The organism is Propionispira arboris (genome assembly GCF_900109225.1).
GTDB classification, from domain to species: Bacteria; Bacillota; Negativicutes; order Selenomonadales; family Selenomonadaceae; genus Propionispira; species Propionispira arboris.
Map to the genome: position 1 here is coordinate 37,345 of NZ_FNZK01000022.1, position 16,913 is coordinate 54,257.

A 16,913-nucleotide genomic window follows, 5' to 3' on the forward strand; every position below is an offset into this window, starting at 1 on the left:
CCCTTACTCTTGGTTAATAGATAACAATATGGTTAACACTCATGGTTGATTCATAACCGATGAGTCCAAAATGATCTCGCCAGTACATACGATACTTAAACCCTAATGGTAAAAATAATGCCAGCAGCGTGCTGATCTTTTGCCAGCTTATTTGCGTCTCGTCTGTTCCTAGGTAAATCAGCATTTCCGGAGTATCTTCACTTCGATAATAGATGATGCTGTCCGTAAATATGCTGCACACGACTTGTTTAAACAGTTGAATGGAAGCTTGGGTTGAATACAAGGTAAGAATATTATCAATGATCAACTCAAACTCATCTATAGTAAAGGCGGGTATGCTTTCCTTGATTTCTTGACCAAACACACCGTTTTCTATATCATTACGGATAAAATTGCCATAGTATTCACGTTTATTGAGGCCCTGCTGACAGTCAAGAAATAGTAAATGGTGAATAATCAAATCAAATAAGACTGCCCTCAGTTCCTCATGACCAATAAAATTTATATCTAGAAATTTTTGAAAAATATCACAGAACCGATAATAAGGGTTCATTTCGACCCTTAATGGTGCTGTTAGCTGTGTCGTATTAAGATTATCAAATGCTAATTCCATATATGGACTATAGCTGCTGCCGAAGGAAAAGGTGATGTCTTCACGTTTTATTCCCTGGCGGACGGCTTTTATAGCCGTATCCCAGATGTAGTTCATAACAAGACGCCCTCACATTTATAATCAGGATAATGCCACTGAACTTCTGATACAACAAAACTCATAAGATCGCAGTTCAAGAAATTTTCGGCATCCGTCGTAGTAAAATATAACATAAGTTTACTTTGATAGTCGGAGCGACGAATTTCATCCGTAATGAAAAAATTCATTTCATAACTTTCGCCGATGTCTGCCTCTTTTGCTTTACGCGAAACAATCTCGATACGAGAAAGTTGCAAGTTCTTTGCAGCGACAAAAGAAGCGATCAACCGTCTAATTTCTGCTTCTGTACGAATGACTCGCAAACTTCTTTGCGACAAAATATCAGTAAACTCCTGACGTTTGGCATTCGATACTAAGGAGTAATCCTGCTTTTCGTTTTCCCCCTGTGTTGGCCTGATAATCCGCACAACCGACCAAGTTTCCTTACTGGCAGCCGAAGCCGTAATATTTAAAGCTGTCCTTGTACGGCGGCTGTAGCGAATAAGGTCTTGAAACACGGTTAGATAGCCATCTTCCACTCCAGTGCCATCCAAGTTTATGGTATGTTCAAAATTAATTTTATCTTGGCAAGGCATAGGAAAGCCGTTCGCTTTAAGTTGCAGGGTTTCAACATTCCATAGTGGTAGAACATCGTAATGAACATATTGTCCAAAGTCACCAAAGTCTACTTTAATCTCTTTAATACTCTCGTCTTTATCCGGCTGCCGTTCACATTTTTGCAATATGACTTCAGCAAAACGGAATATATAAGGGTGGTTAATGGTTTTCCAGGGTACATTATTGTTTATAAAATCTTGATACAGTTTTTCCACTTGTTCTAAATAGCTGGTATCCTGCCGAATCGTAAAGGTCGCTTCCAGGCTGCCTTCGTTGGTAATGATTGCACCATGAAAAACTGGACTGCCGGTAAGCAGCTGTTTCAATTTCCGGTAATCGCAGCTAAAAAAGACTTTCATCAGCGGAAATGGTTTCATGCTCAGCGCTGTTTCTGCGATACGTTCCATATCGTACTGTTTTTCCGTCAAGTCTTCCGTCCGCATAGGTCTAAGAAAAGAATGAACCGGATCAATATTTCGCCGCAAAACTGCCGTGGTATAAACATCATAGCAATGAGGAGATTCCTCCATTTCGGCAAATACTCGATCTTCTAACTGCCGATACATCGTCTCACTGTGTTCATACATTTGCAAAAACACCTCATTTAGGACATTCTTTAAAATCAGTCTGTCCTCCAGATTACTTATACCATTTAATTTTGCAGCGATTTGATTTTTCACGGTGCTTCCCCTCTCATCTTGGTTATACTGCTCATTTAGAAAGTCTGTTTAATGCTTTTATTTTTTCATTCACTTGCTGTTTCTCTTCCTTCAAGTGAAGGGTTTCATAGATATCATGGGCTAGTAAGTATAGATATTTAGCATTTTTAAAGTCGCCGGCTTGCGTTTTCGCATCTGCGTCAGCAACATAGGCAACAGCCTTACTTTTTTGTGCTTCATAGGCTGTATTTTTTTGATCAAGCAAATCAATTTTGCTTTGAACCGTTGTAACGTTATTCGATAACCCACCTGCACTATAGGTTGCCAGAGCATCCGCATAGGAAATTCTAGCATCATCAAATTGGTTTTGAGCTACTTTTAAATCTCCATCTTTTTCCATGTCATGGGCTCTGCTCTGTAGGTCAGATTTTGAGGCATCTTGCTGTTTGCTATTTAAATTAGCAATTTTAGACTGTACTAATAACGCACTATCCTTGTTCCCACTTTGTTTATAGAGTGTACGGGCATATGAATATTGATCCTGCGCATTACTATAGTCACCATTCGCTAGTGCCTGATCACCTTCTGCTTCATATTGCTCAGCTTGCTGAGCTATTTTTTCATTTAAAGCTGCTTTTTCCCCAGCCGTCATTTTATCTTCAATACTATCAATCTTCTGTTGAATGGCTGTGGATTTATCCGTTTTGCCAACTTGGTCATACATGCCTGAAGCAATAGACAGCATCGAAACGGCCCCTTCAAAGTCGCCTTTTCGAGCCATAGCATCGCCTTGTTGTACATAAACAGCAGCTTCTTTTTCTTTGGCTTGATTACCGTCTTCTTTCATTTGATCATTTAATTTGGCCAATTTTTCAGCAGCCTCTTTACGGCCTTCTTCAAAATATATTCTCGTAGCAAGAACTTTGGCTTCCGTATAAGCAATACGAGCCTTGATTAAATCTTTTTTCTCCAAACTTTCATCGCCACTTTGTATAAGTTCTGACACTCTCATATAATCGATAAGTGCATGTTGCTGTTTGGATATATAATCGGCTCCCAAATTATCAGAAAGATAAGAAGAAGCCATTGCATCATTATATTTTTCCATTGCTTTGGTAAACTCTTTTTGATGCATAGCCGTATCCGCATCAACAATTATAGTAGATGTTTTATAATAACTTTCCACTTGTCTTTGTTCATTCTTGAGCTTTAATCTCTGAGCGATATCCAACGCTTCTTTATATTCGTCAGCAGCTTTAACAAAATTATCTTGTTCACTCAACATTTGCGCCTGTTTTAGATGCCCACTCATGATATCAACTTGCTCCTGCCTTTGGGCCTGGGTAATATGAGAGAAAATTAACAGACCGATGATAATGAGCAGCACGGGAATTGCCACAGCCAATATTCTTTTGATTAATATCTTGCGTCTGCCTGGATCCTGATATAGTTTATCAATAAAAATACTAGCCAATGTGTAGTTATCCAAATTAGCAGGTTGTTTTGACAAGAGCAGATCTTCGACATTGTTTAATACTTCCTGTGGCTCTCTAGCATCGCTAACAGCATCCGTTATTTCACCATCATCTACATTTTCCCAAATGCCACGCGTAAACAGTGTAATAATATCTCCTTCGACCAGTTTAATCCGTGAAGAAGTTTCAGGTTTAAAATCATATGGCTGCCCTAGATAGCAATATAAATTATGCCGTTCTAAATGGCTGGCAACTTTATCTTTTGATATGACGCCTCTTTCCATCAGATTATTACTCAAAGAATGATCTGACGTCTGATGAATTAACGTGCCTTCTCTAAACAGCATTAATCTGGTATTTCCGGCCATACCATACACCATACTAACGTAGTCAGTGACCACCACTGTTACAGAAGCCTTGAGCCGCTTCGTTCGACTAAGAGCCAAGAGTTCCTTGTTGGCCGTCTTTAGCCAATTCTTAATTGAGCGTTGCCCAATGGCTGGTTTTTCACTAAATTGACGAATGATACTGGCCACAGCGATTTTAGCACTTTCCAGTTCAATATCATCCTCAATTCCATCAGCAATAACATAACAGGCAAAATCATCCATTTCTACAAAAGCAAAATAGTCTTTATTCTGTAGTAAACTGCCTGCTTCTGAAATAAATGCTGTATTAAATTTTGCATTGATTTTTCTCATAGTTTGCAATCCTCCCGGTATTGTTTTTTTATTCTCCGTTATACCGTAGTACAAACAGGCTAGCATTATCTTTATTTTGCATTGGATTTTTGTTGAAAGCCTCAATCAGCTGCTCCGCTATCTGTTGTGGCAATAATGGTTGATTTAAGATCGTTTCCATCTCCAAACAAGAAATGCATTTATGAAAACCATCTGTCATCAATACAACGATATCGCCTGGAATAAGCATAATCGCCTCGCGGCCTATTTCAATATTCTTAAAGCCATCACGACCTATATAGTTTGCTTGACGATCTGTTTTACTAATGGCCAGAGCCTGTTCTCTATCTAATACCCCATTGTTATATCCCCGCAGAGCAGCTGTTTTCATGGTATGTCCATCATTGACAGGAACCAATTCTTGCTCGCGCAGTAAGGAAATTTTCACATCGCCTACAGAAGCATAGTAAAGATAACCTTTACTAATCAAAGCTGCAGCGGCACCGGCTCCACCTTTAGAGCCTTGTAAACGTTCCAGTATTTCCCGATTACTCTGATTAAAAGCTTGGGTAAAAAAATATGAAGTATTTCCGGTAACATCCTCACTACTAAATAACTGTAAGAATGTCCGTACCGTGACAAGCGCAGCATTCCTTCCGGCTTGTCCCTTGCCGATCCCATCAGCCAATACGGTCAAAAGGCCCCAATCTTTTTGCGCTGCCCCACCAGCATCTTCTTGTACTTCTATACTGCCAATCGCATTTTCTTCGCCTATTTCTATTACTGGAGCTTTCTCCGGCAACAGTTCAATCGATAAACGATAGCGGTAAATCATCAAACCAAACACAAGCAAAGGACAAGCAACGGCCAATATATATGTGATGTATATCATGTTCCACTCCATCATTTAATTTTCATCATTATCTTTCCATTCAAAATTATCACCGCAAAAAGGAATAAATAAAAATTTACTTTTTCCTAATTCAATAATGTCATAAGCTCCCAATTCTTGTGGAATATATACTGCGTCGCCATTGAGATAGGCAATACCGGAAGATTCCCCCGGGAGCAGCACTGTATTGCGGTTTTTAGGATCATATACAATAATGGCATGATTTCGCCGGGAAATTGTATTATCGCGTAATATTTGAATATCCATATCATCCGCACGACCAATAAAGTTTTTACCAGTACGGATTTTATAATCCAAGCCCCGCTGTACCCCTTCAATACACACTAACCAACCACAGACCGGTTCAATTTCTTCATAATACAAGTCTTCCTCTAATTCAGCCTCTTGTGGAGCAATCTCCGGTTTTGCTCTGGTAGCAGTCTCTAAATTACAATAAGGACAAACTGTCCCATAACGTCTGGAACTAAACATATGTCCATTTTCACATCTAGTAAGGCTCATTTTTTTCCCTTCTTCCTACTTTATCAATAGCCGCGTATGAGCTATATATACAATATCACCTGGATCTAACTTACAAGGCCTATTGTCCGAAAGCCGATAGCGCATCCCATCCGTACTTTTTTTAATACTGACACTACTTGGCATATGCAATCCTTCTATGTACCAGTTGCCACCGGCAAAATTCATTAGAGCGTGCTCGTCATGAATTAAGGCATCATACGCACTATCACTCAAATCTATTTCAACCTCTTTGTTTTTGGTGTTTTTTCCAATGATTAACGCTACCAACCCATGAACATTCCATTCTTTCATATATACACCATTCTCATTGAGCATAACAATACCGCTGATATCACTTTTAACCTCGGCAACAGCAGCAGGTGGCAGCTTCTCATGTTTTGGTGTTATTAAATGACTAGCATAATACATGCCAATAGCACCAAAAATACATAGTAAAACATATTTTTCTAAGTCATATTCATGATTGGGATAATACCCATAAATAAATCCGCAAATAACTGCTACTAAGAAAACAATACTTATATCGATCCGTTGCAAACGTTTTTTGCGTATTTCTTGTTCGTCAGGCAGCTTAGCCAAACATTCTTCTTTTGTCTGTGTCAAAAAATCAACCCCATTATTTCTTTTTCGGTTTAAAAAAATCTTCGAAAATATCAGATGTATCTAATGGATTTTTAGATTGATTTTTAGTCCCTCCAGCAAAATTCCCACTTTTGGTTTTATTTTTTGGATCAAAGCCAAAAAAATTTCCAAACTGCATGCGAACATTGCCTATATCAAATCCATCCATTGAATCTGGCTGTATTTTTTGCTTTTTTTCTGCAGTCCGATGTTGTTGTTTTTCGGCAGAAGTTGCATTTTTCTTGTCATATTCTAATCGCTTCTCCACACTGCTAAGTACGGAATAGGCTTCGGTAATTTCTTTAAAACGTTTTTCCGCAATTTTATTTCCCTGGTTTAAATCAGGGTGATATTTTTTCGACAAGCGGCGATAGTTTTTTTTAATTGCTTCAGCACTGGCGCCAGAATCTACTTCTAATACTTCATAAAAGTTGTTCATGATCTATTCCCTTTTGTAAATATCTAGAATTTTTTTCATAAGAGAACAACCTAAAGAGGCAATGCCCCTTTAGGTTGTTTCTATTATCCTTGATAGCCGCCTTGAATGGTCAAATCAGTCAATTTATCTTTTTTCTGTTTGATCACCAATTCAAATGTACCCGTACCTTCGGTATCACCAAATGATTCCGTGTAATCTACCACAAAAGCATTTGGGAAATAGAACTTTCTTACCACCTGATCAGCGGCATCCACTTCTATCGTCGCTTTTCTGTAACAATCAGCTTTTTCCGCTGGTACAAGTGACCATTTAGCCAGTTTCATCGTATCGTCAGCACTACCGCCATTAGCAGCTGCCAGTATTTTACCAGTAATGGTCACACTAGACGCTAAATCCGCAGAACGCGCGTTAGAATCATCCGGTATATCGGTTAAAAATTTTACTGTTTTAATATTTTCTTTTTTCAGATCAATCGTTTCTGAACCTTCAATTTTCAATGTAAATCCCATCGATATCAGCTCCATTTATATAATTTTTATACGATCCGCGGCATGTTTTGTTAACACACTCCAACCTTATGCCGAATAACCGCCTTCAACTGTAACATCCGAAAGTTTATCTTTCTTTTGCTTCATGTGCAGAGAAAAAGTACCAGTGCCTTCTTCATCACCAAAGTTTTCAGTATAATCAACCACAAAAGCATTCGGAAAATAGAACTTTCTCACCACTTGATCAGCAGCGATTACCTCAATGGTAAGTTTTCTATAACAATCCGCTTTTTCTGCTGGAACCAATGACCAGTTACCCATCTTCATTGTTCCATCAGCTTCGTCTCCACCTACTGCAGCCAGTATTTTACCAGTAACGATAATGGATGTGCCCAGGTCAGTGGAGCGAGCGTTAGAATCGTCGGGTGTATCTGTTAAAAATTTTACTGTTACAATACTTTTAACCCCTAATTCGATGTTTTCCTGGCCTTCAATCTTAAGTTTAAATCCCATGAAAATTTTCCTCCTATTTAGTCGTTAATTTATCTATGTTAGACAAAGGTTTCTTGTGTTTTGCCTAAAAAAAGATCGCTGAATGAAATGTTATTCCTACGCTCTAGCCGCAGTATTTTTTGTAATTGCAACTTCCAGATTTTTCACATTGCCATTAAAGGTAATATCAATTTGACATAGTCCATTTTTATCATCAATGGCATAGTTAATATCATCGCCCTCTTGGATGATGGAGTTGATGTAATTTTTGGTAGATAACCAAATGCTTTTTTGACTGCTAGGGTTTTTGCTAAAAAACCACACAATATTATCTTGTTTAAAATCATTGCTGCTAAAACGCAAGATTCTTTCAATATAGGTACTAACGGTCGTTTTGTAGATCGAATCAAATTCATCACCATCGCCCGCTAAACTTCTAGCCTTATATACAGTGATTTTTTTTATATCTTTTCCCTGTACCTGTGCATTTTCCGATGAAAAGATGAAACCAAAATTTTTCCTATTAATCGCATTTTTGATATTATTGGTGAAACCAGATATTTCTTTCGCCATCGTGGTCGTAGTCCGCAAGGCATTGTCGCCAGATTCTATGTCAAAGCGTACACCAGGATAGTCTTTATTTGTATTTTTAAATGACTCCTTTAAAAAATACGGACATTGATATGACGCGACCAAACCTGCGGCAATATAGGAACTGCCAATATAAACACCTTCTATCCAAAGTTTCATAAGATCTTCTTTCTCTTTGGACAGTTCAGCAGCACCGACTCCATTAATTGTCATTTTGTTATCAAGGATAACGCCTGATTTATCTTTCGGAATAATAGTGAAATTTGGTATACATGGTATAGCGTATTCACTATAATCCTGACGAACTAACGCAGAACATTTGTCAATAAACCGGTCTATACCAGCAGTTGCTATATGACTAAAGGTTGTTTCCTCTTTACCTTCAAAGCTGAAAAAGATTTGAATCTTATATTCTTTAACAGCGTTTAGTAAGATAGCCAATGACTCCATCGTATTCGCGTCATTGCGGCTGCTATGTTCATTCCCTTTAAACCGTTCACGGCTTATTTTTACTTTGGTACCTAATTCCATACTTACTTCAGGCACAATGCCAAACCATACCGTGTTTGTAAAATCATTTTTGGCATTCACTGTGTTTAGAAATGTATCCAAACGAGAAATATTACTGCTTTTTACAATCATTTCTAATTTGGTATTTGTCACCAGTAAAGTAGGCTGCATACCTTTGTTTTTCAAGGCATATTGATCGAAAAACATTTTGACGCCAATAATTTTTTCCACTAGTGGTTTTACAGTCTTAACAAAATCATCTTTGGCATTTTTATAAAATTCAAGATATGTATTATAGTTTTGTACTTCGGTTGAAACATCAACTTCACTCTGCATCGTTGATGGCAGTGGACAAAAAGTTCTAACTACCAAACTCTTTACATAACCGGATGATATGTCACTGACAGCTTCATAATCTTCTTCGAAAGCACTTATCAGTCCAGTATTTGCCTTGTCATCAAGAACAGTCAGGGCCGTAGTCTCACTCTTCGGTGCTTCAATGATTTTTAATTCACCATTCCCCCCCATACTAAGCACACCAATTTGGAGAAGTTCATTCGAACCTTTTTGATCACCATTACCTAACAGAAGCCTTGTTTTGATATCTTCAATAGCTAAAGGTAACATAGCCATAATGTTATTGTAATTTTGACTGGCCTCTTCAAACATGTAGTTTAACTTGTCCCCAACATCCAATTTTTGGGGATCGCCTTCTTCTATTGCTTCGTATTGATTATAAACATAACGAATTTCTTTCCTGGACTGCCGAATATCATCCATTACTTTTTTCGGCGATATCATATCAAGCAGGTTTTCAAATTTGAAGTCCACATTAGCTGTCCCTTGCGCACTTTTTGCATCAATTAAGGTAATCAGCATTTTGACAAAATCATTTTGCTTATTAATTGGAATTTCAGTAATACAATTATCCATAATATTTTCTGGTTTTTTTAATGTGTATAGTACTTTTTGATTCGCTGCATTATAAAATGAGTAAATTACTGGAGAAAATTTATCCAGAAACTCATCAAAACTCTTTACCAGCAACGCCTCATTTATTTCTTTAATCTTTTCATCACTTAAACTTTCTACCCCTTTGGTATCCCCTACCATGGTAAGCAGATCAAGTTTTTCTGGGTTAATTTCTTCAAACAAAATTGTTCGATTGGTTTGCTCAATTATTTCCATTCTGATATTCCTTTCCAACTCAATATTTTTAGATTTATTTCCTGTGCTTGACCAACAGACATAATTATAGGCATAGGAACAATGCATTATGTAAATGCAACAGTAAAAATACTACTGAAAGCTTCCCTTAAGTCTTCAGTAGTATTCACAATGCAACTTGCTGCACCTGTCTTATGGGCAATTTCTTGAAGTAAAACAACCCACTAAATCTATAGATCCAGTTGAATCAACCCTTCGGTTAAACTCCTCTGTCCTTTATCATTTGTTACCGTTGTCAATGGTCTAAACATTTCTACGAAACCGTTATAAGCTGCAAATCTATTTCAATATGGAATCGATAACCAATATCGGTAACGAATGTCCGTAAAAGGTTCAGCATTTCTATACTGATTTTATTCTGATCCGCATCGTTCTTCTCTTAATCCAAAATGCTAATGCAAAAAAATATGTTATTATACTTTAAATATATTGTTATACTTTTTTAAACTTTTTATTACAAAACGCCCCTTTCTCTATTCAACGAGTATTCTTTGTGAAATCATTCTCAAAGAACACCATACATTTTATAACATTATAGCAATGATGACATTTTATTACAATACAGGATGATAGTCCCTTTTTTGTTATTTTTCAGTACTTTTGTCTTAGATAAAAGCATTAAAATCATGAAATTGTCAATAAAAAAAGAATTTTATTAGTTATAAATTTCCAGTTTTTTTCTTGGTCCAAGTCAATTATCTATATGGACAAACCCCTGCGGGTCCTGCGTTTTTTATAGTTTGAAGAAAAAATTTTTATGATTTTTTATAGATATCATTACAAAATTAAAATTTTTACCCAATTCGCCCATATTTTTCATATATATTTTTCAGAGAAATAAGTTGTAATATTGAAATTATTTCTCTCAATATTCCGTTATAAACTCTGTTTGATCAGTATTTATAGGCTTTTTTAGCACAATACCCCTTATTATTCTGTTTTATATAAATAAAGACTGCCAGACTGTCCGAATTTACATTTGGACAGTCTGGCAGTCTTTAGGATCATAGTTTTGCGTTCTTATTTTTCAACAAAACTGCTATGAATTCATTATTTTTTATAAATTATAGTCGTCGTAATATAAAAATATTTCTTTATATCTAGGATGAAACTCTAAATATAAGATATTTTTTCACCATTTTTTATAAATATAATAAATTATAAAATTTGTTATATTTATAGAAAACGTATGATTTTTGCTTTTCAATAGAGCATATAAAGCTGTTATATGCTCTATTGACACTGCTCATCGGGTTTGAAATGCATCCTTTTGAGCTAAATATCACAAAATTTCTTGACTAATATTTTTCGTTTTTAACATAAAAAAACCACCTTTCATAATAATTATTGTATTACGAAAGGTGGTTTTCAAACTTTTTACAAATGTGCTTTTATAACAAAATCACTGCACTCAATTATTCAACTGTTACTGATTTTGCAAGATTACGTGGCTTATCTACATCACACTGACGCGTAATTGCAGCATAATAAGCAAGCAATTGAAGCGGTACTACCGTTAAGATCGGAATCAAAAGTTCATCGGTTTCCGGAACTTTAATTACATGATCGACATATTTTTCCAGTTCTGAATCATTAGCTGAAGCAATACCAATTACAACAGCATCGCGAGCTTTTACTTCTTTGATATTGCTCAAAGTTTTTTCATAAACATTTTTCTGTGTTGCCAAAGCAATAACAGGAACACCTTCGATGATGAGCGCTAACGTACCATGTTTGAGTTCCCCTGCTGCATATGCTTCCGCATGAATATAGGAAATTTCTTTTAACTTCAAAGAGCCTTCCAAGGCTACAGCATAATCTAAAGAACGACCAATGAAGAACACATCTTCATTAAAACCATATTCTTTAGCAAATGTCTTGATCGGTTCTACGTCTTCTAATGTTTCACTGATCTGCGCTGGAATCTGATGAAGCTGCGTAAGCAGTTCTTTCGTGCGTTCTGGCGTAACAGTACCTTTGATGCCAGCCATATACATTGCTAACATGAACATCGTAATAAGCTGCGTTGTATATGCTTTAGTTGATGCTACAGCAATTTCCGGACCTGCCCAGGTATAGATAACCTGATCCGCTTCACGAGCGATTGAAGAACCAACTACATTGGTAATAGCCAATGTTTTTGCGCCTAAACGTTTTGATTCTTTAAGGGCCGCTAAAGTATCACTTGTTTCACCAGATTGACTAACCACGATTGTTAACGTACGATCATCGATGATTGGGGAACGATATCTAAATTCCGAAGCAATATCGACTTCAACCGGAATTCGTACTAATTTTTCAATATAATATTTACCAACGAGCGCTGCATTATAAGCAGTACCACAAGCTACAACAAAAATCTTCTGGAATGAATCTAAATATTCTTTATTCCATTTGAGTTCCTCCATAATAATGGCACTATGATCTTTCGCAACACGAGCTGACATTGTTTCACGAACTGCTTTTGGCTGTTCATGGATTTCTTTGAGCATGAAATGTTCATAACCGCCTTTTTCAGCTGCTTCTGCATTCCAGTTTACTTCAAATATTTTTTTCGTTACTGGCTGACCTTCACGATTTGTAATCCAGATTGAATCTTTTTTAACTACAGCAACCTCACCATCATTGATGATATACGTTTTGCGAGTCCGTGCAATAATAGCCGGGATATCGGATGCAATGAAATTTTCACCATCGCCAAGACCAATAACCAATGGATTATCTTTTTTCGTGCAAATTAATTTATCTGGATCATTTTTGGACATAAATACCAAAGAATATGAACCGTCAATACGTTTTAATACTTCACGCACCGCAGCTTCAAAATCACCAGTATACAATTCTTCCAATAAATGAGCAATGACTTCTGTATCTGTTTCTGATTTAAATTCATGGCCTTTTTTAATAAGCTGTTCTTTAAGCGACATATAATTTTCGATAATCCCGTTATGAACCACAACAAAATCACCAGAACAATCCGTATGCGGATGTGAATTACGATCCGAAGGACGACCATGCGTTGCCCATCTTGTATGACCAATACCTACACAGCCTACCGGTACGTGTCCTTCAAGTTTTTCTTTAAGCGCAGCTAAACGTCCCACTGTTTTTTCAACATTAATTGTTTCACCATCAAAGACAGCAATTCCTGCGGAATCATACCCACGATATTCTAATTTTGTTAAACCTTCGATAAGAAATGGCGCTGCCTGTTTTGTACCTACGTAACCAACGATACCACACATAATATATATCCTCCAATAATTTTTCGTAATTTTTTACATTTTAATAAGATGCTGCATTTTCAGCATCTTTGCCAATCTTATCCTGTTTGCCTGCCATTTATAAACCGTATTGTTCCACAAGTCACCTTGCGGGTTTATCGGCTTTTTTCGACTATGGCTTAGCCGAGAGGCATCCGCTGATAATTCGACAACCTCTTCCTCGTCCTCTTGCTTCACAAGCAAGAGCTAGCGCTAAAGTTTTCACTTTTTCCGTAAACTCTTTTTCCCTCCAGTCCCTATTCATCAAAATAAACAACAGGATCAATTTAATTCAATTTTATCATAACATTACAAAAGAGCATGCAGGTGCTCCTTCGCATGTTTCATATTCTAATATATCTTGATCAAATAATCAAGCCCTAAGATTTTTAAACAGTTTGCTCATTAAGGAAAATTTCTCATATTCTAATTTTTAATGACCGTAACGCTGAAAAAGATAACATAAATTCACTTTAATTTTTATTAAAGCACCTTTCGAAAAACATATTTTGCAGCAACGGCCTGAAACAAGAACAAAATGGTAAGCATTCCAAAGGCAGCCGTCAGACTAGTCCGTTGTGCGACAAAACCTATCACAGCCGGCCCCATAAGTATCCCCAAATATCCCATAGTCGTAACCGCAGAAACCGCGATTGGAATTGGCATCACCTTTTGGCGGCCTAACAAAGAATAAAACACCGGAACGATATTTGCAGCCCCTGCACCAACAAAGAAAAATCCAGCCAGCGACAAGATTGCCCCAGGTGCCAGCATCGCCAGTAAAAATCCAAAGCCGGCTAAAACACCGCCACCAATCACAATGTATTTTTCGCCAAATTTCTGCACAATTCTATCACCAGCCAGCCTTACAATTAACATTGACCCTGAAAAAGCTGCATAGGCAAAACCAGACAGCGATAAATCAAAATCACGCACCGAAGTCAAGAAAACGCCCCCCCAGTCAAGAACTGCACCTTCTGCTAAAAAAGAAATAGAACATAATATCCCGATGACAGCCACAATTCCTTTTGGAAAGGCAAGTGAGGACGAAGCGGGGCCATCACCACCATAAGGCAGCAAATGAGGCACAAATATACCTAATACAACAAACATAATAATCACAATACTCAAGATCGTCGTGATCGGAGATAACCCCATATACATAAGCATACTAAAAATAGCCGCCCCCATAAAACCACCGACGCTCCAAAGTCCATGCATTCCCGACATCAACCGTTTACCCGAAGCCTTCTCAACAAGCACAGCATGAAGATTAACTACAACATCCAAAGTTCCCATCGCTGCACCAAAAATGAATAATGCTCCAATCAGCATTGTCAGGTTTGTCATCAAACTGATAGCAAATAAAACCAAGGCATACAAAATACCCACCAAGCCTAGAACCACTCTACAGCCAAAACGTGAAGCCATAAGGCCAGCCAAAGGCATTGTAACCGCAGACCCCAGACCAATACATAAAAGCAGCAAGCCGAGTGTATCTTCCGCCAAGCCAAAACGGATTTTGATAAAAGGAACGAGCGGTGCCCACGCGGCAACACCAAACCCAGCAATAAAAAACAAAGCTTTTGTCGCTCGCTGCTGCCAGATACTCGATGGCACACACTTATGTTGTCTTACATTCTCGATAATTTCTTCCATAATAATCTCCAATATATATATATTTTCAATCTCCATTTTTTCCTTTATGTCGTAATAAAATAATCGACTAGAGATCACTTTTTTTATTATGTTCCTGTCTATCATGGATCAGCCTAAGTAGGCGAGACAAGATTTCGGGTTCTTTTTCCATTCCCATTTCCCCCAAATGAATAGCTGGTTTTGTCGCACCATGAAAATCACTGCCAATTGTTGCCAAAAGGTCATATTCTTTACATTTTTTCCGATAAAACTCTACTGTTTCTATATCATGATAACTACTATACACTTCGATGCCATCGATACCCTCATCAATGATCCCTTCGGCTAGTTTTTCGTCCACACCGATATTAGCTCCCGGGTGAGCCAGTACCGCTGCACCACCAGTATCATGGATGATTTTAATTGCTTCACCTAATTTCATGAACTGCATCGGTACATGTGCCGCCTTTCCCTGTGCACAAAAATCCCAATAAAAATTCACATATGGATTATCACTGCGACTGCCACCAGACCGATAGGGCTGCAGCAATATATTTTCATCATTTCTTCTATCACTTAAAGCAACCTCTGCAAGTATTTCAGCCGTAACAACACCACGAACAGCAAGTTTCATAACTTGTTGTTCATCAAATACAATTCCCAAATCTTTTATGAGTTTCATATATTGACGTGAAGCTTGTTTTTCCTGTGCATGAACCGTCGTTTCAATTTTAGAAAAAATCTCTGCTGAACTATCAATCCCGTACCCTAATAAATGCAAATTACAGCCTAAATATGTACAATCTAATTCAATACCAGTGATCAACTTCATACCGAATTTATTTGCTGCCACTTCAGCGTATCTGACACCAGAAACCGAATTATGATCTGTAACAGCTACTGTTTTTAAATTCGCAGCCGAACAGGACTCCATAAGCTGTTCTGGTGAAAACTCACCATCATTACTGTTATTCGAATGCATATGCAAGTCTAACCAATATTCCATACAACAACCTGCTTTCTATTTTTTAATGGGTTTTACATTTTCCGTCAAATTTTCCAATGCAAGCTGACGGATTCCTCTGGCAAAATCTTCATTAAAGTTTTTATTTATAATCAATTCAGGTAAAAAGGCTTGGTTTATTGATTGTTCACACAATCTTAAAATTTCCTGCTCCATCCCTTTGGAAAAAGCTTCCCCGTATAAAATAACCTTTGACGGATTGTATAAACTGGTAATAGCAAGAATCATCCGCTGTGAAGTTTCTTGGAGGGGAAAATTCGTAGGCCCAATCTCGTTCCACTTAATCCCTATGGGCAGATATTTAATCTCCCCGGCAAAACCATCCCGCCCTTTATAAATTTTCCCATTTATAAAAATCCCGGCTCCTGGTGGATAGTTTGTTGGAAAATAAATGCCAACCACACATTCATCCATAAATTTTTTTTTGTTAGAACAATACCCAATAACTGCAGCACAGACATCATTTTCAAAAATGACTGGCAAATGAAATTGTTCTTTGAAATGATCCGTAAACGCGATGCCGCGTAGTCCCCTATAATCAAAAATGGAGAGCTTCCCATTTATTTCTCTGCCGGGTATGCCACAAGCAAGCAAGCTGATTTTAGGATATTTCTGCAAATAAAATTCAACGATTTTATCAAAATCATCGATTTGAATATTCATCAGTGTTTTTATCTCTGTTTCAACACTTTCACCGAATAAATTATCAACAGAAATAAACGCGGTGTCTTTGCCGTCTACTTCACGCATATAAATCGTTAAGGCCAAGCGATGATTTTCATTAAAATGATATTCTGCTGCGGGTCTGCCACCAGTGGCAGCTATTGTAGAACCCTCAAAAACCTCACCATTTTCTAAAAGTATTTTAATTAAGGTATTGATCGTAACCACACTAAGTCCGGTTAGCTCCGCTAGCTGTGGCTTAGATGCCCGTTTACAGCGCTGCAGCGTATTACGTAATACATTGAGATTCATTTCTCTCATAAGCGTAATATTTACACTCATTATCAAAGTTCACGTCCTCTCCGCTTAGTAAAGTATGTTTATAAATATACTTTACTA

15 protein-coding genes are annotated in these 16,913 nt (G+C 37.4%); all 15 read right to left on the reverse strand.

Features of this window, described 5'->3' with window-relative positions; all coding sequences use genetic code 11:
- Positions 1-13 precede the first annotated feature (13 nt).
- A complete protein-coding gene (locus BMY14_RS17620) occupies positions 14-709 on the reverse strand; it encodes a hypothetical protein (RefSeq protein ID WP_091834772.1) in 696 nt (231 codons plus the stop codon).
- Positions 706-1,989: a hypothetical protein gene (locus tag BMY14_RS17625; RefSeq protein WP_091834775.1), complete on the reverse strand. Its 1,284-nt coding sequence runs from the start codon at positions 1,987-1,989 to the stop codon at positions 706-708. Before BMY14_RS17625 ends, BMY14_RS17620 begins: the two co-directional genes overlap by 4 nt.
- 31 nt (positions 1,990-2,020) lie before the next feature.
- The gene (locus BMY14_RS17630; protein ID WP_091834777.1) at positions 2,021-4,144 is read right to left on the reverse strand and encodes a PP2C family protein-serine/threonine phosphatase; all 2,124 of its coding nucleotides are present in this window, start codon (positions 4,142-4,144) and stop codon (positions 2,021-2,023) included.
- Between the two features lie 28 nt (positions 4,145-4,172).
- Positions 4,173-5,015, reverse strand: coding sequence for a PP2C family protein-serine/threonine phosphatase (locus tag BMY14_RS17635; protein WP_177177654.1), 843 nt, complete (start codon positions 5,013-5,015; stop codon positions 4,173-4,175).
- 15 nt (positions 5,016-5,030) lie between these two features.
- Complete coding sequence (locus tag BMY14_RS17640) at positions 5,031-5,537, reverse strand: FHA domain-containing protein (RefSeq protein WP_091834783.1); 507 nt, start codon at positions 5,535-5,537, stop codon at positions 5,031-5,033.
- Positions 5,538-5,552: 15 nt separating this feature from the next.
- Positions 5,553-6,161: a hypothetical protein gene (locus BMY14_RS17645; protein ID WP_091834786.1), complete on the reverse strand. Its 609-nt coding sequence runs from the start codon at positions 6,159-6,161 to the stop codon at positions 5,553-5,555.
- Between the two features lie 13 nt (positions 6,162-6,174).
- The gene (locus BMY14_RS17650) at positions 6,175-6,618 is read right to left on the reverse strand and encodes a J domain-containing protein (protein WP_091834789.1); all 444 of its coding nucleotides are present in this window, start codon (positions 6,616-6,618) and stop codon (positions 6,175-6,177) included.
- 83 nt (positions 6,619-6,701) lie between these two features.
- Positions 6,702-7,142 (reverse strand): membrane-associated protease 1, encoded by a 441-nt coding sequence (locus BMY14_RS17655; RefSeq protein ID WP_245741467.1) that lies wholly within the window; start codon positions 7,140-7,142, stop codon positions 6,702-6,704.
- 51 nt (positions 7,143-7,193) lie between these two features.
- Positions 7,194-7,619 carry a membrane-associated protease 1 gene (locus tag BMY14_RS17660; protein WP_091834794.1) on the reverse strand — a complete coding sequence of 142 codons (426 nt, stop codon included), beginning with the start codon at positions 7,617-7,619 and terminating at the stop codon, positions 7,194-7,196.
- Between the two features lie 96 nt (positions 7,620-7,715).
- Entirely contained in the window at positions 7,716-9,887 is a 2,172-nt protein-coding gene (locus BMY14_RS17665) for a transcriptional regulator (RefSeq protein ID WP_091834797.1), read from the reverse strand.
- A 1,454-nt stretch (positions 9,888-11,341) separates the two neighbouring features.
- Positions 11,342-13,171 (reverse strand): glutamine--fructose-6-phosphate transaminase (isomerizing), encoded by a 1,830-nt coding sequence (glmS, locus tag BMY14_RS17670; protein WP_091834800.1) that lies wholly within the window; start codon positions 13,169-13,171, stop codon positions 11,342-11,344.
- 33 nt (positions 13,172-13,204) lie between these two features.
- Positions 13,205-13,387 carry a hypothetical protein gene (locus BMY14_RS20760; protein ID WP_218144930.1) on the reverse strand — a complete coding sequence of 61 codons (183 nt, stop codon included), beginning with the start codon at positions 13,385-13,387 and terminating at the stop codon, positions 13,205-13,207.
- A gap of 285 nt (positions 13,388-13,672) precedes the next feature.
- Complete coding sequence (locus tag BMY14_RS17680) at positions 13,673-14,848, reverse strand: MFS transporter (RefSeq protein ID WP_091834805.1); 1,176 nt, start codon at positions 14,846-14,848, stop codon at positions 13,673-13,675.
- 67 nt (positions 14,849-14,915) lie between these two features.
- Positions 14,916-15,833, reverse strand: coding sequence for a PHP domain-containing protein (locus BMY14_RS17685; protein ID WP_091834808.1), 918 nt, complete (start codon positions 15,831-15,833; stop codon positions 14,916-14,918).
- A gap of 15 nt (positions 15,834-15,848) precedes the next feature.
- Positions 15,849-16,856: an ROK family protein gene (locus BMY14_RS17690; protein WP_245741470.1), complete on the reverse strand. Its 1,008-nt coding sequence runs from the start codon at positions 16,854-16,856 to the stop codon at positions 15,849-15,851.
- Between the last annotated feature and the right edge of the window lie 57 nt (positions 16,857-16,913).

What these genes read in the sequence shown, in the direction of transcription:
- BMY14_RS17620 (WP_091834772.1), bottom strand. Translation starts at nt 709, where the DNA reads ATGAACTACATCTGGGATACGGCTATAAAAGCCGTCCGCCAGGGAATA.
- BMY14_RS17630 (WP_091834777.1), bottom strand. Translation starts at nt 4,144, where the DNA reads ATGAGAAAAATCAATGCAAAATTTAATACAGCATTTATTTCAGAAGCA.
- BMY14_RS17635 (WP_177177654.1), bottom strand. Translation starts at nt 5,015, where the DNA reads ATGATATACATCACATATATATTGGCCGTTGCTTGTCCTTTGCTTGTG.
- BMY14_RS17640 (WP_091834783.1), bottom strand. Translation starts at nt 5,537, where the DNA reads ATGAGCCTTACTAGATGTGAAAATGGACATATGTTTAGTTCCAGACGT.
- BMY14_RS17650 (WP_091834789.1), bottom strand. Translation starts at nt 6,618, where the DNA reads ATGAACAACTTTTATGAAGTATTAGAAGTAGATTCTGGCGCCAGTGCT.
- BMY14_RS17655 (WP_245741467.1), bottom strand. Translation starts at nt 7,142, where the DNA reads ATGGAGCTGATATCGATGGGATTTACATTGAAAATTGAAGGTTCAGAA.
- BMY14_RS17660 (WP_091834794.1), bottom strand. Translation starts at nt 7,619, where the DNA reads ATGGGATTTAAACTTAAGATTGAAGGCCAGGAAAACATCGAATTAGGG.
- BMY14_RS17665 (WP_091834797.1), bottom strand. Translation starts at nt 9,887, where the DNA reads ATGGAAATAATTGAGCAAACCAATCGAACAATTTTGTTTGAAGAAATT.
- glmS (WP_091834800.1), bottom strand. Translation starts at nt 13,171, where the DNA reads ATGTGTGGTATCGTTGGTTACGTAGGTACAAAACAGGCAGCGCCATTT.
- BMY14_RS17680 (WP_091834805.1), bottom strand. Translation starts at nt 14,848, where the DNA reads ATGGAAGAAATTATCGAGAATGTAAGACAACATAAGTGTGTGCCATCG.
- BMY14_RS17685 (WP_091834808.1), bottom strand. Translation starts at nt 15,833, where the DNA reads ATGGAATATTGGTTAGACTTGCATATGCATTCGAATAACAGTAATGAT.
- BMY14_RS17690 (WP_245741470.1), bottom strand. Translation starts at nt 16,856, where the DNA reads ATGAGTGTAAATATTACGCTTATGAGAGAAATGAATCTCAATGTATTA.